Annotated in this window: 17 protein-coding genes and 2 riboswitches; of the genes, 7 read left to right on the forward strand and 10 right to left on the reverse strand. The window is 49.3% G+C overall.

Features of this window, described 5'->3' with window-relative positions; genetic code table 11:
- Positions 1-396: 396 nt before the first annotated feature.
- The gene (locus KNP76_RS14255) at positions 397-1,230 is read left to right on the forward strand and encodes a VanW family protein (protein ID WP_211779978.1); all 834 of its coding nucleotides are present in this window, start codon (positions 397-399) and stop codon (positions 1,228-1,230) included.
- 22 nt (positions 1,231-1,252) lie between these two features.
- Here the strand turns inward: KNP76_RS14255 and KNP76_RS14260 are convergent, their stop codons facing one another.
- From KNP76_RS14260 to KNP76_RS14285, 6 genes are all read right to left on the reverse strand, one after another.
- Complete coding sequence (locus KNP76_RS14260; RefSeq protein WP_251137510.1) at positions 1,253-2,614, reverse strand: NCS2 family permease; 1,362 nt, start codon at positions 2,612-2,614, stop codon at positions 1,253-1,255.
- Between the two features lie 86 nt (positions 2,615-2,700).
- Positions 2,701-2,802: riboswitch (purine riboswitch) on the reverse strand.
- 106 nt (positions 2,803-2,908) lie between these two features.
- Positions 2,909-4,447, reverse strand: coding sequence for a glutamine-hydrolyzing GMP synthase (gene guaA / locus KNP76_RS14265; RefSeq protein ID WP_034814640.1), 1,539 nt, complete (start codon positions 4,445-4,447; stop codon positions 2,909-2,911).
- Positions 4,448-4,547: 100 nt separating this feature from the next.
- Positions 4,548-4,647: riboswitch (purine riboswitch) on the reverse strand.
- A 41-nt stretch (positions 4,648-4,688) separates the two neighbouring features.
- The gene (locus tag KNP76_RS14270; RefSeq protein ID WP_214844898.1) at positions 4,689-6,782 is read right to left on the reverse strand and encodes a transglutaminase domain-containing protein; all 2,094 of its coding nucleotides are present in this window, start codon (positions 6,780-6,782) and stop codon (positions 4,689-4,691) included.
- On the reverse strand, positions 6,779-7,846 hold the full coding sequence (locus KNP76_RS14275; protein ID WP_034807095.1) for a DUF58 domain-containing protein: 1,068 nt from the start codon (positions 7,844-7,846) through the stop codon (positions 6,779-6,781). Before KNP76_RS14275 ends, KNP76_RS14270 begins: the two co-directional genes overlap by 4 nt.
- On the reverse strand, positions 7,843-8,796 hold the full coding sequence (locus KNP76_RS14280) for an AAA family ATPase (RefSeq protein ID WP_034814635.1): 954 nt from the start codon (positions 8,794-8,796) through the stop codon (positions 7,843-7,845). Before KNP76_RS14280 ends, KNP76_RS14275 begins: the two co-directional genes overlap by 4 nt.
- A 172-nt stretch (positions 8,797-8,968) precedes the next feature.
- Positions 8,969-9,574 (reverse strand): flavin reductase family protein, encoded by a 606-nt coding sequence (locus tag KNP76_RS14285; protein ID WP_034814633.1) that lies wholly within the window; start codon positions 9,572-9,574, stop codon positions 8,969-8,971.
- 262 nt (positions 9,575-9,836) lie between these two features.
- Between KNP76_RS14285 and KNP76_RS14290 the strand changes: the two genes are divergently transcribed.
- Positions 9,837-11,675, forward strand: coding sequence for an ATP-binding protein (locus KNP76_RS14290; RefSeq protein ID WP_251137511.1), 1,839 nt, complete (start codon positions 9,837-9,839; stop codon positions 11,673-11,675).
- Positions 11,676-11,875: 200 nt separating this feature from the next.
- Positions 11,876-12,196, forward strand: a complete 321-nt coding sequence (locus KNP76_RS14295; protein WP_214844899.1) for a hypothetical protein — start codon at positions 11,876-11,878, stop codon at positions 12,194-12,196.
- A 69-nt stretch (positions 12,197-12,265) separates the two neighbouring features.
- Here KNP76_RS14295 and KNP76_RS14300 read toward each other — a convergent pair whose 3' ends face one another.
- The gene (locus tag KNP76_RS14300) at positions 12,266-13,528 is read right to left on the reverse strand and encodes a tetratricopeptide repeat protein (protein ID WP_214844900.1); all 1,263 of its coding nucleotides are present in this window, start codon (positions 13,526-13,528) and stop codon (positions 12,266-12,268) included.
- Between the two features lie 266 nt (positions 13,529-13,794).
- Here KNP76_RS14300 and KNP76_RS14305 point away from each other — a divergent pair, with 266 nt between their 5' ends.
- From KNP76_RS14305 to KNP76_RS14315, 3 genes are all read left to right on the forward strand, one after another.
- Positions 13,795-14,472, forward strand: coding sequence for a hypothetical protein (locus KNP76_RS14305; RefSeq protein ID WP_034807101.1), 678 nt, complete (start codon positions 13,795-13,797; stop codon positions 14,470-14,472).
- A gap of 61 nt (positions 14,473-14,533) precedes the next feature.
- On the forward strand, positions 14,534-14,755 hold the full coding sequence (locus KNP76_RS14310; protein WP_034807102.1) for a hypothetical protein: 222 nt from the start codon (positions 14,534-14,536) through the stop codon (positions 14,753-14,755).
- Positions 14,756-14,931: 176 nt separating this feature from the next.
- On the forward strand, positions 14,932-16,254 hold the full coding sequence (locus KNP76_RS14315; protein ID WP_251137512.1) for an N-acetylmuramoyl-L-alanine amidase family protein: 1,323 nt from the start codon (positions 14,932-14,934) through the stop codon (positions 16,252-16,254).
- Positions 16,255-16,276: 22 nt separating this feature from the next.
- On the opposite strand, the gene KNP76_RS14320 is transcribed toward KNP76_RS14315, so the two are convergent.
- The gene (locus KNP76_RS14320; RefSeq protein ID WP_214844902.1) at positions 16,277-16,789 is read right to left on the reverse strand and encodes a GNAT family N-acetyltransferase; all 513 of its coding nucleotides are present in this window, start codon (positions 16,787-16,789) and stop codon (positions 16,277-16,279) included.
- A gap of 262 nt (positions 16,790-17,051) precedes the next feature.
- Here KNP76_RS14320 and KNP76_RS14325 point away from each other — a divergent pair, with 262 nt between their 5' ends.
- Positions 17,052-19,343 carry a bifunctional diguanylate cyclase/phosphodiesterase gene (locus KNP76_RS14325; protein ID WP_251137513.1) on the forward strand — a complete coding sequence of 764 codons (2,292 nt, stop codon included), beginning with the start codon at positions 17,052-17,054 and terminating at the stop codon, positions 19,341-19,343.
- 49 nt (positions 19,344-19,392) lie between these two features.
- Here KNP76_RS14325 and KNP76_RS14330 read toward each other — a convergent pair whose 3' ends face one another.
- Together KNP76_RS14330 and KNP76_RS14335 are read right to left on the reverse strand one after the other, a co-directional pair.
- Positions 19,393-20,289: a helix-turn-helix transcriptional regulator gene (locus KNP76_RS14330; protein WP_214844904.1), complete on the reverse strand. Its 897-nt coding sequence runs from the start codon at positions 20,287-20,289 to the stop codon at positions 19,393-19,395.
- Between the two features lie 105 nt (positions 20,290-20,394).
- Entirely contained in the window at positions 20,395-20,796 is a 402-nt protein-coding gene (locus KNP76_RS14335; protein WP_371816265.1) for a mannitol dehydrogenase family protein, read from the reverse strand.
- Between the last annotated feature and the right edge of the window lie 82 nt (positions 20,797-20,878).

Below are 20,878 nucleotides of genomic sequence, written 5' to 3' on the forward strand. Positions count from 1 at the left end.
GTTCGTCCTGAGCCAGGATCAAACTCTCCAAAGAATTTGATATAGCTCTTGAAATGACGAAGCTTGCGCTTCATTCAAAAATTTAAAACATTTTTTTGCCTCATCGTTCAGTTTTCAAAGTTCGTCTGCCGCTCTTGGCGACTAAATGATAATAACATTTATCACTTTTAACTGTCAACAACTTTTCTCACGTTTGTGTGAGCGTCGCTGGCAACAGAGATAACTATAGCATCTACTTGTTCAATCTGGCAAGCATTATTCTAAAAAAACTTCAAAAAGTTTTTCGCCTCAGATTTCGACCTTTCAAAACTCTCCTTAGAGAACGAAGAGGAAATAATTCCCTCTTATCGAATACATCATTTATAATCAATTTCTATGACGAAAGGTGAACTCTTTATGCAACAGCTACGACCGAAACAACGTTCGGCCTTGCGCATCTTCGCCGGCACCCAAGTGTACACAATCCAACGCCGGCTTACATGGCTGTTCGACGGCAGAAAATATGCATCAAAACAGATGAACAACCCTCTTCCTTATTTGATTCACAAACATCGCACGCCGCTCTATCGTAAATTGCGCGATGTAGACATAGAGATGCAACAGAACAAAGTTCAAAATCTCAAAATCGCAATCCAGCGATTAAACGGCCTCATCATCGAACCAAAAGACGTCTTTTCCTACTGGAAAGCAATCGGGCGACCCACAAAACGAAAAGGTTATGTAGAAGGGATGATTCTCCACTACGGCAAAGTGACAAGTGGAATCGGCGGTGGTCTTTGTCAATTGTCCAACTTGATATATTGGATCACGCTTCACAGTCCACTCACCGTAACCGAACGTTATCGCCATAGCTATGACGTGTTCCCCGATTCAAGACGTGACCAACCTTTCGGCAGCGGAGCGACTTGTTCCTATAACTACCTCGACTTACAAATCACAAACCAAACCGAACAAGCGTATCAGTTACTTCTATATATAGAAGGAGATGGTCTCGTCGGGGAATGGCGTTCTGCCACCCCGGCCGTTGTCTCCTACAAGATCTATGAAGAAAACCACCATTTCACGAAAGAATGGTGGGGCGGGACGATCCGACATAACCAAATTTTCCGAGAGGTCAATTCTCTTGACGGCATCCTGCTCCGCAACGAATTCATCACAGAAAACCATGCGCTCACCATGTACGACCCTTTCCTACCTGAAAATACGGCATACAAAAAAAACGACTCGTAATGAGCCGTTTTTTGTATGCCGTTTATGCGTGAGGCAAGAACATGAAGTATGCAAGGAAGATGACGAGCATCCCGTACATGATCGGATGAATCTCCCGCGTCTTGCCCTTTGCCATCATCATAAGTGGATAGAGGATAAATCCAAGACCGATCCCCGTCGCGATTGAAGAGGTGAGTGGCATCATCAAGATGGTCATGAAGGCCGGGATGGCAATCTCAAGTTTCTTCCAATCGATGTCGAGTAAAGCAGAAGCCATCAACACACCGACGATAATGAGTGCCGGTGCCGTGACAGGCGCCGTTACAACTGCAAGTAATGGTGAGAAGAAGAGTGCGAGACCGAAGAAGAGTCCTGCAAAGATGGCCGTAAGCCCTGAGCGACCACCAGCCGCAACACCAGCCGATGACTCGACGTAAGACGTCGCTGTCGACGTGCCGAAGATTGCACCTGCCACTGTCGCTGTCGAATCCGCCATGAGCGCCTTGCTAGCACGCGGAACTTTGTTGTCTTTCATGATTCCCGCTTGGCGCGCAACCGCCACGAGCGTACCAGCCGTATCAAAGAAATCGATGAAGAAGAACGTCAAGATGACGACAAGCATTTGAATCGTGAAGACGTCCGCGAAGTTGATGAACGCTTGACCGAACGTCGAAGACATGCTCGGCGGCATTGAGACGACATCTGAGATCGCCGTCGGTGTCGGAACGAGGTTGAAAATCATCCCGACAATCGCCGTTAAGAGCATCCCGATGAAAATCCCGCCTTTAATGTTACGGACCATCAAGAGCGCCGTGACCACAAGACCAAACACAGCTAAGAGTGTCGTCCCTGTGCCGAGTGCACCGAGCCCGACGACAGTCGCTTCATTCGAAACGACGATTCCTGCATTTTTGAGGCCGATGAATGCGATGAAGAATCCGATACCGGCTGCGACCGCCATTTTGAGCGGGGCGGGAATCGCATTGACGATCGTTTCGCGAATTCCTGAAAGCGTCAAGACGATGAAGAAGAGTCCTGAGACGAGGACACCCGAGAGAGCCGTCTGCCACGGGATCCCCATGCCGATCACGACACTGTAGGCGAAGAAGGCGTTGAGCCCCATGCCCGGTGCGATGGCGATCGGATAGTTCGCGAAGAGGCCCATCGTCACAGATCCGACTAAGGCGACAAGGCCGGTTGCGACAAAGATGGCACCGGTATCCATTCCCGCTGCCCCGAGGATGTTCGGGTTGACGAATAAAATGTACGCCATGGCGAGGAATGTCGTAAATCCTGCGACGAACTCCGTTTTTACGTTCGTTCCAAGTTCATTTAACTGGAAAAAGCGTTCAATCCGGCTTTCTGGTTGTTGTTGCGTTGGTTCTTGCTTGAGCTGTGTGCTCATTGGTTTTCCTCCTTGGCTCGCCGTAAACGAGAAAAGGTCCCCGGCAAATGACCGAGGACCCCACGCGAAACATACGGGGACAGACGTCCCCATCTATGTCTCGCCGTAGTGAAATCATTTAAGGTGATTTCGTAGAGACTCTCGGGCCATATTCCCGACATTATACGGCAAATTTAATTTGAATTGTTCGGATATAATAAGAACGTTTCTATCGTACCAGCGTCATTCGTGCATGTCAACACAAATAACGGATTTTAACGTTTTATTAATCCTTAATGTTCGGTTTTAGACTAATTACTCCCACTCGATCGTTGCCGGTGGCTTCGATGTGATGTCATACAGCACGCGGTTCACGTGGCTGACCTCATTGACGATACGGACCGAAATTTTCTCGAGCACGTCCCAAGGAATACGTGCCCAGTCCGATGTCATCCCATCGATTGACGTGACGGCACGGACGCCGACCGCATAGTCGTACGTACGCTCATCACCCATGACCCCGACTGAACGGATTGGTGTAAGGACAGTGAAATACTGCCAGATGTCACGCTCGAGTCCAGCCTTTTTCACTTCTTCACGAAGGATAGCGTCTGACTCGCGAACGATTTCAAGCTTCTCTTCCGTGATTTCACCGAGGACGCGAATCCCAAGACCCGGTCCTGGGAACGGTTGGCGCCAGACGATGTAGTCTGGAAGGCCAAGTTCAGTACCGAGTTCACGCACTTCATCTTTAAAGAGCGTGTTGAGCGGCTCGATGAGTGTGAAGTTCATGTCTTCCGGAAGGCCACCGACGTTATGGTGCGACTTGATCGTCTGCGCCGTGTCTGTTCCGCTCTCGATGATGTCCGTATATAGCGTCCCTTGGGCAAGGAAGTCCATATCGACGAGTTTAGACGCTTCTTCGTCAAACACGTAAATGAACTCGTTGCCGATGATTTTCCGTTTTTGTTCCGGGTCAGAGACACCAGCGAGCTTCGCCATGAAGCGGTCGCGCGCATCGATTTTAATGACTTTCATGTTAAAGCCGTCCGCGAACGTCTTCATGACACTGTCCGCTTCGTTTTTACGGAGCAGACCGTGGTCGACGAACATACATGTCAACTGATCGCCAATCGCACGATGAACGAGCGCCGCGACGACCGATGAGTCGACACCTCCAGACAAGGCACAGAGCACTTGCTTGTTCCCGACGATTTCACGAATCTTCTCGACTTCGATGTCGATGAAGTTCTCCATCGACCATTCGCCTTTTGCACCACACACTTCGTAAATGAAGTTTTTCAAAATTTCATTCCCGTGCTCCGAATGACGGACTTCCGGGTGATATTGAACTCCGTACATCTTCAACTCGTCGTTCTTAATCGAAGCGACCGGACAAGACGGGTTCGTCCCGTCAACGACAAATCCTTCTGGCGCTTCCATGACGAGGTCGCCGTGGCTCATCCAGACGGTATGCTCGACCGGGAGTCCTGTATAGAGTGCCGAGGCTTCCGGTGTCGAGAAGAGTGTCGCTTTTCCGTATTCACGGTGTGCCGCCCGCTCGACACGTCCACCAAAGTGGTGCGTCATGAGCTGCATGCCGTAGCAAATTCCGAAGATTGGGATACCGAGTTCGAAAATTTCCGGGTCGCAACGGTATGCGCCTTCCGCATATACGCTGTTCGGTCCACCTGAGAAGATAATCCCAGCCGGGGCGAGCTCACGAATTTCTGCAGCGGTCATCTTGTGCGAATGAAGCTCACTGTATACACCAAGGTCACGCACACGTCGCGTGATGAGCTGGTTGTATTGTCCTCCAAAGTCGAGCACCAAAATCATCTCTTGTTCCAACATCTTCACAAAACCTCCACCTTTCTGCCTTCATCTCAAAAAAAAGGACGAGCCTCTCCCACGGATTTACCAAACCGAAGAAGAAGCACGCCCAATTCTTTGTATACGAAACGTGCTCCTTCATAGTCGGTCCATTACGGTGGTCCGGTAGAGACTCTCGCGCCAATTCACGAGTATATACGAAGGAATGCATTGTTCAATTATCTAACTAATGCGTCTATCTTACTGTATGCGCCTTGTCACTTCAACTCATAATTCGGCGAATCATGATTTTCCAATATTCTTTATATTTCGAATTCGGTGGTTGATCCGCATACACCGTCTGTTCAAACAAACGAGTCAAGCGAGTCATTTCTTCGGATTCATAGTAGGCGTCGACTTCCTTCGCAAGTTCGGACGGCGTCCGACCGTCAACCTTGAATCCCGCTGCTCGCAGTCGTTTCATCAAGTAGCGTTGCATCGCGACGAGTGACGACTCGCTAAGTGGACGGCGTATCCACCACTCGACCATGACAGCCCGTTCGACCGCTTTCCGGTTCCAGACGAGTAAGGCAACCGCGAAGACGATCAGTACCCAGCCCCATACCGGGATGCGACGTGCTTCTTCCGGAAGCTCGCCCGTTGCGACATCGTCAATCGCGATATCTTCTTGCGGGCGGTTCGTCGGTTCGTTATCGTTATTGGCTTGCGGGTCGTTCGCGACAGGGTCCGAACCCGTGTCCGTTTCCGTCTCGACTTGAAGCAAGTTGGCGTCCGAAAAACTAATCGTCGCTTCGAGCGGGACCCAGCCCGCGCCTTCGACAAAGTATTCAATCCATGAGTGGGCGTGGCGGTTCCGGACCGTATACTCGGTCTCCCCTTGAATCACCCCACGCGCATCGCCCATCGTAAAGCCTTTCACCCAGCGCGTCGGTACGCCATTTGCCCGGAGCAAGACAGCAGCCGATGTCGAGAAGTTGTCGCAATATCCGAGTTGCGTATCGAACAAGAACTGATCGACGTAGTCCGTGTCACCTTCCGGAATGGCGACGTCTTCCGTGTTATACTCGAACGCACCGTTTCGGAAATACGCTTGAACGGCTTGTGCTTGCTCGAAAGGCGTCTCACTGTCGGCCGTGATGTCCGTTGCCAAGTCGCGGACTCGGTCTGGGAGCGAATCCGGTAGTTGGAGGTACGCTTGTTGTTCTTCATCCGTCAACGTCGTCACCGGTTCATTTAAATTGAGCTGATCTTCCGTGAACGACGGGACGCTATAACGCAACTGAATCGTCCGCGGCGTTGCCTGATTGTCGTTGTCGAACACGATTTTTCCGGAAGGTCGGATGTGAACCGTCTCGTTCGGGAATTGTTGCTCGATATCTCCGACACGGAACTCAGTCCCGCTCTCGGTCTCGACTGCTTGCGGATACTCTCCGCCATACGGGACGAACGTCTCGCGCCGGTCGAAGCGAAGCAACGCCTGTTCCGGCGTCGTGTCGACGTCCGGGTCGACGAGCTGCCCACGATTGAAATTCGAATCGAGGACGGGGGATTCCACCCAGCCTTTGCCGGTATAAATTTCTTTCGCCTCAATCCGCCAATAGCGGGCCGGGACACCGCGTGTGATGAAGACGATGCCGTCATCTTGTTCGAACGGACCACCGAGTTGTTCATCATTCACACCATATCCGACACGGCCTGTGCCCGACTGGCCTTCATTGACGGCGTTTTGGAAACTTGTCGTGATGCGGTCGGACCAATCGCCGTCAAGCGTCGGTGAGACACTCGCGAGCGCCAAGATGACGGTGGCGAGCAAGGCGATGCTCACGTAGCGGACGAGCGATTTGCTCGGCCGTTTCGCAAGATCCGTAACAAATAAGAGGAAGAGCGACGCCAAAATCGCGAGAACGATTTGTCCTTCGCCATCATATAGCGTCCACGTGTCGAAGTAGGCCATCAAGCCGAGCGTCGAGACGATCATCCCGAGGACAAATCCATAACTCGGATACGTCCGTCCGACGAGAATGGCGAACAGTACCCCAATGAGCGCCATCGCCGAGAAGAAAATCGCCTCTTCCGGCAACGCTCCGCTGAGCACACCGCTCAAATCTTCGAGCCACAGTCCGAACCAATCGAAGAGACTGCCGTGATAGACGTACAACACGGCCAAGAAATTAAAGACGACGACTCCGATTAGTCCATACCAAGGCAAAAGACTCGCAAACATCGGGACGAGTAATAAGAAGTAGAACGGCCACGTCACGTCGAACGTCGTGCTACCGACAATCGGCTCGACCCAAAACGACAACAAATAGGCGGCGAGCGCCGTGTAAACGATCCGTTTGATCCATGCGGTCATGTCGTCACCTCGTTTGCTGTATAGAGGTGGTAGCTACCTTGTGTCTCATGCATGAGTTCGCGCACCCATTTCGTTTCGAACGGGCTGATCAAGATGAGATTACCGGACTGCTGCGGCAAGTTCCGTTTTACGCGTTCGACGAGACGCCCTTCCGCTTCCGGCGTCGCCGTCAACAAGTAATGACCAACGTCGGCGCTTTGGTCCGGCAGGTGGAACAAGCGAACTTGCTCTTCAATCACATAAAGTTCAAACGGCAAGTTCTTTCGTTCGAGCTGTCGGATCGCCCCGACGAGGAGCGACAGCGAGCGTTCGAACGCTTCTTCGTGACCGGCAGATGCGGACGGCACAAAGACGAGTGACAACTTTTTTTCCTGCTCTTGGTCGAACGTCTTCGTCATCAAGTTATCGCGCCTAGCGGACGCCTTCCAATCGATGCGACCGATGCGGTCCCCCGCTGCGTATTCGCGCACCCCACTCGTCGTGTTCGCGACTTCTGTATACGTCCGCGTCCGACGATACTGTTCGCCGCGACCGCCGACGTGTTCGTCACGCGGCAAATCAAACGGCAGTTCGGCCGGAGAGACTTCGACGACCGTCTCGAGCCGGAGCGTCCGGGTCCGGTCGAACAAACCGAACACGTCTCGCACGTGCAACTTCGTCCGGTCGAACACGTGAATGCCGCGCTTGATGTGGGCAATTTCATAATGGACCGTCTCTTTCCGGCGGAAGAAGCGGTCGACCGAGGTGATGATTGGTTCCGTTTCATCCGTCAAACGCTCGGGCGGCTGTTCTTCTAATGTGACGATGCCGACGAGGAACGGGTATTTCCGTTCGATTTGGAGCTCGACGTCCATCGTTTGTCCGGAGACGAGACGTTTCGTCGTGACACGGCGCCAGACGTTCGCGGCGGTGACGGGATAAATCATGAACAGCGTCCAGTAGACGGTCAGGACGAGAAATGACCACCAGAGCGTCGAGGCGACGATGCTGCCTTCGATGCGCGCGAACGCGTACAAGCCGAATGCCGCCGCCCAAACGAGGAACAGCTTCATCCAGTTTTTCATCCTTCTTTAACCTCACGATCCATCGGGACCGGCATCTCGTCGAGCCATCCTTTAATGAGTTGCTCGGCCGTCCGTCCTTTGTAACGGGCTTCGGCCGTCAACAACACCCGGTGTCCGAGGACGCTCGAGGCGAGCGCTTTGACGTCGTCGGGTAAGACGAAATCGCGGCCATGGATATAGGCCCATGCCTGAGACGCCTTCATGAGCGCAAGCGTCGCCCGTGGACTGCCACCGAGGTACGTGTTCGCATCATTCCGTGATTCATGGACCAACCGGACGATATACTGTTTGACGGCACTCGAGACGTGAACGTTTCGCACTTCCCGTTGCATCTGCTCGACTTCCTGTTTCGTGACGACGCTCTGTAACGCATCGAGCGGTTCAGTTTTTTCGAAGCGCGTCAAAAGGGATAACTCTTCATTGAAGGACGGATATCCCATCTCGATTTTAAGCAGGAACCGGTCAAGCTGGGCTTCCGGGAGCGGATACGTCCCTTCATGCTCAATCGGATTTTGCGTCGCCATGACGAAAAACGGAGATGGCAAAATCTTCACTTCCCCGTCCACCGTCACACTCCGCTCCGCCATCGCTTCAAGCAGCGCCGACTGGGTCTTCGGCGACGTCCGGTTGATTTCATCGGCCAAGACGATGTTGCCCATGAGCGGTCCCGGTCGATACTCGAACTCTTTTGTCTTTTGGTTATACATCGAGATCCCCGTCAAATCAGAAGGCAACATGTCCGGGGTAAACTGGACACGTTTGAACTCGAGGTCGATGGCACGGCTGAACGTACGGACGAGCATCGTCTTCCCGACGCCCGGGACATCCTCTAGCAAGACGTGCCCCCCGGCGAGCAGTGCCGTCAGGCTTTTCGCGATGACATCCTCCTTTCCGACGATTACCGTTTCGATGGCTTGAATGATAGATTGAACAGCTGGACGATAGGACATGGCCGACTCCCCTTTTTTCTCTTGTACACTACAATAATATAATTGAATGTTCTGACTTTATTGTGACACATCCGGCTAGTGGATTGAAAGAAATACAACGCCCCAATCGGCTATTCTTTCTTTACCCGAAAAAAGGCGCCCGACCTCGTCATGAGGCGGACGCATGGACCATTTATTTCGGACGTTCGATTTCGAACGTCTTGCCGAGTTCGGCGTAGAAGTTTCCGGCTAAGCGGCTGACCGGCGCCAATTTCGCCGCATCGATTCGCCCTGCTTCGTATAACGCGTTGTCGATATGAAAACGGACGACGCGGGCAACTAGTAAGTCGGCCGTCACCACGCCCTCGTGTTCAATCGGGACGTGATGGTGCAGGACACATTCCATTCTGATTTTCGCTTCGTTCACGCCTGGCGTCGCGATGACATCACTCGATGCAAGGGTGAACGACGTGCGGTCGAGTTCACTTTCGTCCGGACCGAGCGACGCGGCCGTCTCATTGACGAGGTTCACGTTCGTCTCGTCGACGATATGGATGACCAACTCTTCGGTCGCGACCGCGTTGCGCGCCGTGTCTTTCATCACGCCGTCTTTTCGCTGAATCGAGACTGAGACGAGCGGTGGGTGTGACGCGACGATATTGAAATAGCTGAACGGGGCCGCGTTCACAATCTCGCCGTTCCGAGTCGTGACGAAAGCGATGGGACGGGGGATGACGCTGCCGATTAAAAATTTATACGTATCTCGTTCAGTCAAGGCTAGTGGGTCGATAGAGAGCATAAGGCACCTCATTTCAAATTAGTTTCTTCTTTTAAGCTAGTCCCCGCTCCCCGTCCCTGTCAAACGAAAGCACATCGGAATGTGTAGCTTTCTAAAAATCGGGGTATATCGCTCTAGATAATGTTAATCGAGAAGACAGAGATCCTTGTATAGATTGGATGAATAGTTCAGTTTTCATGGAAGGAATCCTTTTGTATATTTCGAATTAGAGATAAATGATTTGGAGATGGTTTTTGGGATAAGGAAGGAAGTAGAGCGTATTATGGGCAAGTGGATTGAACAATTGAACAGTCGCCAAATTCTTAGCATCCTTTATGGAGTATGTATCATGAGTCTCGTCTTAACAGCGACCGGGGCATGGTTTGTCCGAGACAACAACGTTTCCCCTAGCGAGCTTTTGACACTGCGCTGGATTTGGATGGCCGGGTTAGTCATGTTTATTAGCGCAATCTTATTGATTGGGCGGCCTCTGATTAATCGAATGGCTTCGCAAAATGAACGCATGCGCGCTAAACACGAAGAGTTAGAACATGTGCTTCAGGCGTCGAAGCAGAACGAGACGAAACTACAGTATCGGAACGAACTGATTGAGGTGTTGGCTTCAAAAGAGTCACTCTTCGATTACTCATCGGTCATCGAAAAGATCGTCCTGTTGACCTCGGCCGAGTTCGGGGCGCTTCTCCTCGTCAAAGACGGTGAAATCAGTTCGGTCGTGCCAAAAGAGATGACCGAAGAGCAGCAGGAAAGTTTGAAGACGAAGTCGCTTCTATTGAAACGAGTGATGATTTCAAAGTTGCCGGCTGCGACTTCAAAGAAAGTCGCCGATGATTTGCATGAGTATCCGTACTATATTTATGAGACGGTCATCCCTGTCATGGACCCGTCTGACGACAAGATGATCGGGTGCTTGTACCTCGCACGTTACGATGAACAGTTCGATGCGAGTGAAAAGTCAGAGTTGAACGCCTTCGCGAACCAGCTCGCCATTTCGTTGTTGCGGATGCGTCTGTACCGTCAGATGCAACAAGACCGAAAAGAGACGGCACAATTGATCAATTCCGTGCGCGAAGCGATTCTCTACCTGAACTATGAAGAAGAATCGGTCGTCGGAAACCGCGCCTTCATCCGGATGTTCGATGACTTACAATTTGATTATCAAGGCTATGAGGAATTAGCTGACGTCAAAATCGATATCGAACAGTTGGCCGAACGTGTCGACCAACGTGACCACTTCATCAGCTATGTCGAGCACGTCTTCGACCGCAAACCACCAGAAGAAGGACTTTCAATCTCCCTTGACCAAGGCGACTGCTTCCTACAAGTGTATGCCGAGAGCATCTATCGCGACGGCAAGCTACACGGGACGATGCTCGTCTTACGTGACGTGACGGCGGAGACAGAAATCGACCGGATGAAGTCCGAGCTCGTCTCGACCGTGTCCCATGAATTGCGAACCCCGCTCTCGTCCATTTACGGATTCACGGAGTTGATGCTCGAGCGTGACTTGAAAGAGAGCCGTCGCGAGCTGTACTTGAAGACGATTCATGACGAGGCGAAACGACTCTCGTTCCTCGTCAGCGATTTCCTCGACCTTCAAAAGATGGAGGCCGGAAAGCAGACGTTCGAATGGGGACGGGTCGACTTATATGAACTCGCCCGTGACAGCATCGGTTTCTATCAAGAGACGACGGACGCTCACCACATTCATCTCGATGCCGATTCGACGCAAGACTTCACAATCGAGGCCGACCTCGAGGGCATGCGTCAATTGCTCGGCAATCTGCTGAGTAACGCCGTCAAGTATTCACCGGATGGCGGTAACGTCCTCGTCTCCCTCGAGCGGCTTGAAGGCCAAGTCGTCATGAAAGTCCGGGATAATGGGATCGGGATTCCGTCCTCAGCGTTACCAAACTTGTTCGGTAAATTCTATCGGGTCGATAACTCAGATCGCCGCAAAATCGGTGGGACTGGCCTCGGTCTTGCGATTTGTAAAGAGATCGCGAAAGCCCACGACGGACATCTGCATGTCGAATCCGTCTACGGGGAAGGCAGCACGTTTATTTGTGAACTACCGACTTCAAAAGAAGTCGTCCATCAGTGAGCGCGACCGGGACCACCCCGGTCGTGTTTTTTCAACTAGTTGCACTTTTATGAAGGTTTTTTTGACATAATCTAGAAAAAGACAAGTATTAGCGTAAAGCGGGAATGCGATGGTGACCTATGTGATTATTCTCCTACGCCACCGCCCGAAAAACCGCTATACTAAACAGGAAGAGATCGATACGATTGGAGGTCATGACGATGGACCATCGCGAACCACCGACGTTCTCAGAACTAGGTGACTTTAAACAATGGGGACGTTTCGACGTGACCGTTCCGTTGGCAGGCGGACAAACCGAATTTCAAGCTGCGGTGACGACAGTGCGGAAGCATATCCCACTCCGTCTTGGTGGCTTCTATATTATCGCGAACGAGGATGGGATTTTGCACAGCGGTTCCCATGACTCGAACTTGCAAAAGCATATCATCCACCTCTTGCAACAAGTCCATAACGGCCATGTCGAAATCGAGGCACTCCAAAAAGAACCGTATTGGACCGTCCATTACTTCACTACCCCTTGAGAGACGATTCGGGCGTCTCTTTTTTTTGCGTAAAAAAAAACGCTTCTCTGCATACAAACAGAGAAGCGTTTAATCCCATATTGACATAATCGTTATGGCTTTTTCATAGTATTCTGTAGATAATTTATACTTGCCATTTTTCCGCAGTTCTCTAGCTAACCATAAGGCATACTTATTGGTATAAAGATACTCGTCATAAGATTCAAAGTATTGAACAGCTTTTTTCAAGCTCTCAATTAGTTTTTCTTGATTATATTCACGATAATAATGCTTATAGATGTCAAAATGACGTGTAAACACTTCTAACCCTTCTGTCTCTTCTATTAATTGACCTCCTTTCTCCAACCATACGATTACACCTTCGCGGTCATCATGGTCTGAATAAACTTCGATTAACGAGAGTACACTAAATAATTTACTATTAATTTCAACTTTGTATTCGAAACTCTCAATAAAGTATTTTAAGGCTTTTTCTTTTTCTCCCAAGAGAGAATATATATCGCCCATATTATTGTAGAGCATCCCATAATAGTTTTTTAAATCCGTAGCACTAACAATTTTTATCGCTTTCTCATAGTAATTTAACGCGTCTGTATAGCGTTTGCGCCTCTTATAAGATAGTCCAATTATTAAATGGCATTCCACGATACGTTCAACGTAAAAATGTTCTTGAAAATACGAAAGTGCAAAACGTACATGTTCAATAGCTTGTAAAAAATCAGTGAATTTATAATACAAACCACCCATGATGTAACGAATATCTGCCATTTCCCAATCAGGAATATTAGACTTAGATAATGCTTCGTTTAATTCTTCGAGTAATTTTAATGATCCATCTCGTTCGTTTTTATGAAACATTTTTAGACTACTCATCACTGTGAATCTAACTCTATTATCAACGTCTAACTGATCCTCAATCCATCCGATTTCAGTTAGATATTTGCTGTCTCCATCAGGCATCATCCCAAATCGCGCTAAAGTCATCATCAAAGTTATATAAAGGTCCTTAGATTGTTTAACTACCGGGTTCGTAAGATACTTTTCCACTTCTTTCTGTCTACCTATATCTTTCCTAGTTAAGACAGCTTCTTTTAGAATTTCTCTAATCTCAGTTTTTACTTTTTCAACTTGCTCGCTAAAATCGAAATATAGAGGAACCTCGATATCTAATCTCTCAAAAATTAATTCTAGTACTTCTTCACTAGCCGAAGTTTGATTGTTTTCAATCTTACTTAAGTAGGAAACTGAACAAATCCCTCTTGCTAAAACAGACTGCTTAATGCCACGCCGCATTCGTTCCACTTTAATTAGGTTCCCGTAGTTATGTTCCATCTTGATAAATAGCTCCTTCGCCCTAATTTTACGTAGTTTTTTTAGTGCTTATGTCTTTAATATTATCGTTTCAGGAAAATTCGATTAAAAAATTAAGATATTTCAATGTTTTGACCGGTCGTTTTCCCAACCTATAACAGTTCGATGGTCTTACAATACATGATAAGATTTAACTAGTTAATAACTAATCAAATAGCTCGACTAGGCAGAAAGCTTCAATTCGATTCCACGAAATGAATTGCCACTCTTGGAGGTGAATACAATAGATGGGTAAATTAAATTTCTTGCTTGCTGAAGATTACATTAAGCCAAAGATATATTTCAATCCCAAACAGGGACCTGAATTCAAAACATCATATTCACTTACTGATCAAAATCAGTTCGAAGGTTTAGAGCATTTAACCCCGTTGTTGAATTCTTCTAAGGGTTTCATTCTCAATGCATTCCAGATCGATTACTATCAATTATTGCCTAGACTCATTGCTAGAACATTGAAAGAAAATCGTTCATATAAACAACTATACATTCTTGGCCCTGAACTGTCTCTTTCTATTCTAAAGCGCAGCTCAGTGACAGTCTACGAGAAACATTTTCAAGATTTTGGTTACATTAATGTGGAACATAATCAAAAAAATGTAATTAATCAGTGTTTAAAACTTTTAAAAGAAGGCCATATATTGTATATTTTACCTGAAGCATCAATTTGTTGGCGTCCAGAGCCATTAAAACATTTCGAGAATAAATTTACTCCTCTTTGCAGCACGTTACTCAGTCAAGAAGCAAATGTTCCTATATTATCTTCTGCTACAACGGAAGGTACGGACAAAGTTACTTTGTTCGCACCGAACATGCCTCAACAATATATAGGTGATTTCGAATTTAGAATTGAACAACAATCTGAATCAATCTACGCATTGCTAGAATCACCTCTTATTGAAGACTGAGTATCACACACCAGGAACTATCGCTTATCTATAAAAACTTATACAATCGGAGGAAAAATTCATGAAAAAAATTACAGGGTATTTCTTTATCGCTGCAGCACTCTTTTTACTAGGGAGCTCAATCAAGCCAGCATCTGAACAAGTTCCAAACTTTACTACGCTCGAAGTACAGACTCAAGAAGTCGCTGCAGACGAATTACCTAGATTGTTCAAAGTTGGAGAGTTTGCTAAAGCTGATACCCAAATCAAAAAATTTGCTGACGAACTTCCACGCCTTTTCTAATACGAGAGACGCCCTCAAGCGTCTCTTTTTTATACCTACTATTTTAAAAAAAGATAAATAAATTACATATTAACCTCCATTTTTTTCATGTTTCCTTATATAATAACGAGGACATGATGACAATTACATTTCGTCGTTGTCTCGTACATGATGCAGAAAAAAGGAGCGGATCCCGATTGAATACACCGAAACCATCTTGGCCTCTTAAACTACTCATTAGCTCATCCCTCGTCCTTACCGGGACGGCAGTCGTTCCGTTCAGCCTCTCCTCAACCGGATTAGACACGGGTCGTGTCGAGGCAGCCTCTACATACACCACGACGGCTAACTTGAACCTTCGAAAAAGTGCTTCGACTTCTGGGACGATCCTTTTGACGATTCCTTCAGGACGAAGCGTCACGTATCTCGGTACATACGGGTCTTGGTATAAAGTCTCTTACGGCGGACAGACCGGTTACGTCTCGGCGCAATACGTGAAAGTGTCGACATCGTCCACAATGACGACGACTTCAACGAAAACTTATACGACAACAGTCAACTTGAACCTACGAAAGAGTGCCTCGCCGACCGGGACCATCCTTTTGAGAATCCCATCTGGGCGTAACGTCACGTACCTCGGCACGTACGGCTCTTGGTATAAAGTGTCCTACGGCGGACAGACCGGCTACGTCTCGGCACAATACGTGAAAGTGTCTACCTCTACCACAACGACAACTGCTAAAACGTACGTCACGACGGTCAACTTGAATTTACGAAAGAGTGCCTCGTCGACCGGGACCATCCTTTTGACGATCCCTTCAGGACGAAGCGTCACGTACCTCGGCACGTACGGCTCTTGGTATAAAGTGTCCTATGGTGGACAGACTGGCTACGTCTCATCCCAATACTTAAAGGCGAGCACAACGACGACGAACACATCGACCGGTTCCGGCCGAACAATCGTCATCGATGCCGGGCACGGCGGATACGACCCTGGCGCCGTCTACGGGTCAGTCCAAGAGAAGGTATTGACACTCGACATCGCCAAGCGCCTTGCGAGCACGTTGTCCGGCACCTACAACTACAGCGTCCGAATGACGCGTTCAACCGATACTTATTTGTCGCTCGCGAACCGTGTCTCCTTGACGAAGTCGTATAACGGCAGCGCGTTTGTCAGCCTACATGCGAACTCTTCTACAAATACGTCCTATCACGGTCACGAAGTACTCGTGCCGACGACCGAGAGCTATACGACGAACCCATACGTATCGGCGAGCCGCAACTTGGGCGCTTCCATCAACCGTGAGCTCGGCGCCCGAATCCCGACCATTCGAAATCGAGGCGTCAAATATCAGAACGTCTACGTCGTCGGGAAGAACAGCGTCCCTTCGACACTCGTTGAGTACGGCTTTATGACAAATCAGAACGACCGCGCCCATTTGACGAGTACGACGTATCGTCAACGGATGGCCGAAGCGACGGCGTCCGGGATTCATCAATTCATGCGTTCTACCTATTAATCAAACTAAGACCTAGCTATTTTCAGCCAGGTCTTTTCATATTCTTCCATATTTTATGCGGGGCGCCCGGTCCCCAGTAATGATCGAGTGACATCACCGGCGGTCCGAGCCGTTTTTCCCAATAGTCTTGTGAGGACGGGAAACCAGCGTCTAAGTAAAACGTCGCATCCTCCCCAAGCGTTGCCATCACTTCTGAAAGTAAGAACGAACCGACACCTTGCCGTTGCTGATCCGGGGCGACATAAACGCAGCCGATTTCGACCGCTCCTGGCTCCACGTCCAGATGGGCCGTGATAATCTCGTTTGGAGGCAATACCGCCGCCGTCCCGACGATTTTCCCTTCTCGTTCGACCACGAACACGTCGACGGCGTCATCATCGAAACTATCTTGAATCGTCGTATTCAAACGGGCGACTTCTTCCTCTAACAAGTCAGCGTCCTCGAACTGTTCGCGACGAATCAAGTCGCTCAAACTTTCCATGAACAGTCGCTGGAGCGGTTTCACATCATTCGGTGTAATCGGGCGAAAGTCCACGGCCACCCCTTCTTTCCATTTCGCATTTTTTAGTATTTACCCGCCGTTTCGTAGCAGGTAACGCGCGACCGATCAAATCTAGACAACGCAAAAACGTTCAGCCTTGAAAATAGTTCTCTAAATTGAAGCATAATGATAGGTAGACTCCTATTTCCCGAGTATAATAAATTATCAAATACAATTATATCCTAGCGAGGTACTTATGGACCCAGTCGTCGAACACTCAATGAGTCACAATCTGTTTCTTGTTGTTTTATCTTATATGATTGCCGCCGTCTCTGCCTACGCCGCCATCGAATTGGCACGTCGAGTCAACTCGACGAACCGCACCGCACAAAACATGTGGATTTTAGCGGGTGGGGCAACGCTTGGACTCGGCATATGGGCGATGCATTTCATCGCCATGTTGGCGCACGAAGGCTTGCGCCCTGTCACGTATTCGATGCCGCTCGTGTTTCTGTCGGTCGTCATCGCTATGGCCGGCTGTATCCTTGGCTTCCTGATTGTCTCGCGCCATACAACTCGTCCCACCCTTATCGGTGCAGGACTGTTGATGGGGATCAGTATCGCGAGCATGCATTACGTCGGGATGGCCGCCATTCAAGGTGTGACGATTGCGTATCACACCGGGCTCGCTTTGTTGTCGCTTGCGATCGCAATCACAGCCTCACTCGGCGCCCTGTGGATCGGCTTCTTCTCCAAATATGCGAAGGAGAAGATTCACATGGAGCTAAAAATATTCTTCTCCCTATTGATGGGCGTCGCCATCTTCGGGATGCATTACGTCGGGATGCTGTCAGCCTCGTTCACGTTCTTGACGGACACCCAAGCTGCAATCGGCATCGAACCATCGCTGTTGGCCTGGCTCGTCACCGGCATTACGACCTTACTGTTCGCCATCTTCTTCTTGTCGCTCACACTCGACCGGCATTTACGAAGACGTGAATTGATTCAAGCGACGATTCTCGATTCGACGACGGACGCGGTCGTGACGACGACGAAAGATGGCGTGATTCAATATGCGAACACCGCGTTCTATCGGTTGTTCGACCGGACCGAGGATCAGTTTTTCCAAGACTATCACGCGGCGCTGTCGATTCAACAACCGTTCTACGAAGCACGTCGGCTTGAAATGGGCGAGTCGACGATTGAAGTGACGGCCTATCCGCTCCAAGGTGAGCGGATGGATCAAATCCTTTGGTTCTTGCGTGACGTCTCGGAGACGATTGCCTCACAGCGGCTCGTCGAACACATGGCGTATCACGACGCGTTGACTGATTTGCCGAACCGCCACAAGCTTGAACGGATTCTCGCCGAACATATCCGGATTGAAGACCCCGTCGCCTGTCTATACATCGACATCGACCGGTGGCGTTTCATGAGCGATATGCTCGGGCATCACGGTTCAGATCAGTTGGCGCTCCAAATCGCGGACCGGCTGCAACATACGATCCACCCGGACGACATTTTGACGCGTGTCGGCTCATCCGAGTTCATCATCCTACTGTTTGACAAGCGGAGCACGCTCGCGAAACAGAAGGCGGAGAAGTGCATCAAAGCCATCTCCCAGCCGTTCGATATCGACGGGACGACCGTCGAGCTGACGATGAGCGCCGGGATTAGCCACTTTCCGAAAGACACGACCTCAGCGGATGAGCTCGTGCAATACGCCCGTCTCGCCGTCCATGAATCGAAACGGACCGGCAAGAACCAAATCAAGGAGTTCGAAGAAGAGTCGAGACAACAGATTTTACGCACCGTCGAGATTGAAAAGGCGCTGGCTCAAGCGCTCGACCGCTCTGAGTTCTCGCTCGTCTATCAACCAAAAGTTTCACTCACCCAAAACCGGCTTGAAGGGGTCGAGGCGCTCTTGCGGTGGCATCACCCTGTCCTCGGCCACGTCGGACCGGATGAGTTCATCCCGATCGCGGAAAATACCGGCTTGATTCACCAAATCGGCACGTGGGTGTTGCGCGAATCATGTCTCGCCTGGGTCCGGTGGCAAAAGACCGGGGTGAAACCATTCACGCTATCTGTCAACGTCTCCCCGCTCCAGTTCGCCCGGGAAGACTTCGTCGACACGCTCCAAGCCACACTCGACGCGACAGGGATGGACCCGATGTTCCTCGAGCTCGAGGTGACCGAATCATCGATGCTGTCGTATGAACAATCGACGCGCGAGAAACTTGCCCAGTTGCATCAGTTCGGCATCATGATCTCACTCGACGATTTCGGGACCGGATATTCGTCATTCCGTCAGCTCCGTGAGTTGCCGGTCCAAGTGCTCAAGATTGACCGCTCGTTCATCGTCAATCTGTTCACCGACCGTAACCAAGAAGCGATCGTCCGCTCGATGATTCAACTCGGCCACAACCTCGGTATGAAAGTACTCATGGAAGGCGTCGAGACGTCAGACCAGCTCGAATGGTTATTGAACGAGCAGTGCGACTACGTCCAAGGCTATTACTTCAGCCGCCCGCTCCGGGAAAAAGAGGTCGTCAAGCACGTCAAATCTGTCACGACGTACATCGAATTCGGCAAGACACGCGCTTAACTACATAAAAAGGTGACTCGTCCGAATTGGATTAGAGTCATCTTTTTTGTTAACGTGAACCGTTCGTATGATTAAATTCATCCTCAAACGATAGGTTAATCGGCGCATCCTGAAGAATTGTTGCCCTCTGAAGATTTGTGACAGGCAACCGCTCATCTACCGCCATAAAGCTTAACTGATCAATCCATACCTGTCCTTCTCCCGATAACAAGACGCCAAACGAAATGACCTCACTGCCTTCAGGTACATCTAGAACAATTGAATAACGATTCCAATCGGTCGTTCCTTGAATCAGTCGGTTGCTCATGTTGTCAAATTGAAGCACATCCCCATTCTTATGATCGACCCGCATCCAAAACCCGGCACCTCCCCTAACTTGTTCGGTTTTTAAAAACCCTGACAACCGAATTCGTTGCGTCACGTAGTGATCAGCCTTGAACTGTTGCATCATCGTGCCAAAGCTATCCTTTTTCATCAATGAAGTCGATTTCAAATAGCCCGACGCTTTCCCGCCATGAACAACCTGTTGGTCAATTCCTATCTCGTAATGCTGTAAGTCTCCACCACTTAAAAACCATCCGTTTATCGATTCCATTGTTTCCTCTTCTCCTTTTTCTCGTAACGTTCTCATACTGGTACGATAACGACCTGGAGGCAGTCCATACCTTTTTTTGAATGACCGGGTGAACGATTCTTGCGATTCAAAATGATGTTGCAACGCAATGTCTAAAATCCGTTCTTTCGTATAGATAAGCAAGCTGGCCGCACTTGCGAGACGGCGCATTTTGATATACTCGGTAATTGTCATATCAACGTCCGCCAAAAAAATACGATGGAAATGAAATTTTGAAAATCCACTCTGTAGTAACAGTTCTTCTTCTGTAATCGTGTCGTACAAATGGTCTTCAATATAGGCGATCGTACGTCGAATGGGTTCATCATACACAGGTTTCTCCTCCTCTTATGGCAATCTTATCAAACCGTCTTTTGATTGGTTTGATCTTTTTTGCCATGAAAAAAACCTCTCCTTCTAACGAGGAGAGGCGTCACATTACGACACGCGCGCTTTTTCCTGCTCGCGAATCAAGTGATATTGTTCGAGGATAAGCTTCGTCAGCGTGTCCGTTTCACTCAACCCGAGGTACTTCTCAATCGTCGATAAGATGCCTGACTCTTCAATCGACAAGTAAAGTTCAGAAGATTCTGAATCCTCAGGGTTGTAATAGTTCAAGGCTGCGGCGATCCCGTAGGCGAGTTCATTCGGTTCGATCCCGTTGTCGACGAGCTCTCGTGCCGGTTTGACGAGCCGGTCACTCGGTCCGAGCTTACGAATCGGAGAACGGGCGACGCGTGAAATTTCATCTTTTAATTTCGGATTTTCGAAACGTTTGATGATTTTCTGAATGTACCGGCTATGTTCTTTCGCTTCGAAGCCGTACTTTTCAATTGACACTCCCACGATTGAAACCGTGGGATTCTGAAGTGCTTGTGCGAGCGCAGTCCATTTCTGTTTTGCTCAAGCCTTCAGATGAGGG

Origin of the sequence: Exiguobacterium sp. s150, assembly GCF_018618435.1 — a bacterium.
GTDB lineage: Bacteria > Bacillota > Bacilli > Exiguobacteriales > Exiguobacteriaceae > Exiguobacterium > Exiguobacterium alkaliphilum.

What these genes read in the sequence shown, in the direction of transcription:
- guaA (WP_034814640.1), bottom strand. Translation starts at nt 4,447, where the DNA reads ATGTTGGAACAAGAGATGATTTTGGTGCTCGACTTTGGAGGACAATAC.
- KNP76_RS14270 (WP_214844898.1), bottom strand. Translation starts at nt 6,782, where the DNA reads ATGACCGCATGGATCAAACGGATCGTTTACACGGCGCTCGCCGCCTAT.
- KNP76_RS14275 (WP_034807095.1), bottom strand. Translation starts at nt 7,846, where the DNA reads ATGAAAAACTGGATGAAGCTGTTCCTCGTTTGGGCGGCGGCATTCGGC.
- KNP76_RS14280 (WP_034814635.1), bottom strand. Translation starts at nt 8,796, where the DNA reads ATGTCCTATCGTCCAGCTGTTCAATCTATCATTCAAGCCATCGAAACG.
- KNP76_RS14305 (WP_034807101.1), top strand. Translation starts at nt 13,795, where the DNA reads ATGGGTAAATTAAATTTCTTGCTTGCTGAAGATTACATTAAGCCAAAG.
- KNP76_RS14300 (WP_214844900.1), bottom strand. Translation starts at nt 13,528, where the DNA reads ATGGAACATAACTACGGGAACCTAATTAAAGTGGAACGAATGCGGCGT.
- KNP76_RS14260 (WP_251137510.1), bottom strand. Translation starts at nt 2,614, where the DNA reads ATGAGCACACAGCTCAAGCAAGAACCAACGCAACAACAACCAGAAAGC.
- KNP76_RS14255 (WP_211779978.1), top strand. Translation starts at nt 397, where the DNA reads ATGCAACAGCTACGACCGAAACAACGTTCGGCCTTGCGCATCTTCGCC.
- KNP76_RS14290 (WP_251137511.1), top strand. Translation starts at nt 9,837, where the DNA reads ATGGGCAAGTGGATTGAACAATTGAACAGTCGCCAAATTCTTAGCATC.
- KNP76_RS14310 (WP_034807102.1), top strand. Translation starts at nt 14,534, where the DNA reads ATGAAAAAAATTACAGGGTATTTCTTTATCGCTGCAGCACTCTTTTTA.
- KNP76_RS14295 (WP_214844899.1), top strand. Translation starts at nt 11,876, where the DNA reads ATGGACCATCGCGAACCACCGACGTTCTCAGAACTAGGTGACTTTAAA.
- KNP76_RS14325 (WP_251137513.1), top strand. Translation starts at nt 17,052, where the DNA reads ATGATTGCCGCCGTCTCTGCCTACGCCGCCATCGAATTGGCACGTCGA.
- KNP76_RS14285 (WP_034814633.1), bottom strand. Translation starts at nt 9,574, where the DNA reads ATGCTCTCTATCGACCCACTAGCCTTGACTGAACGAGATACGTATAAA.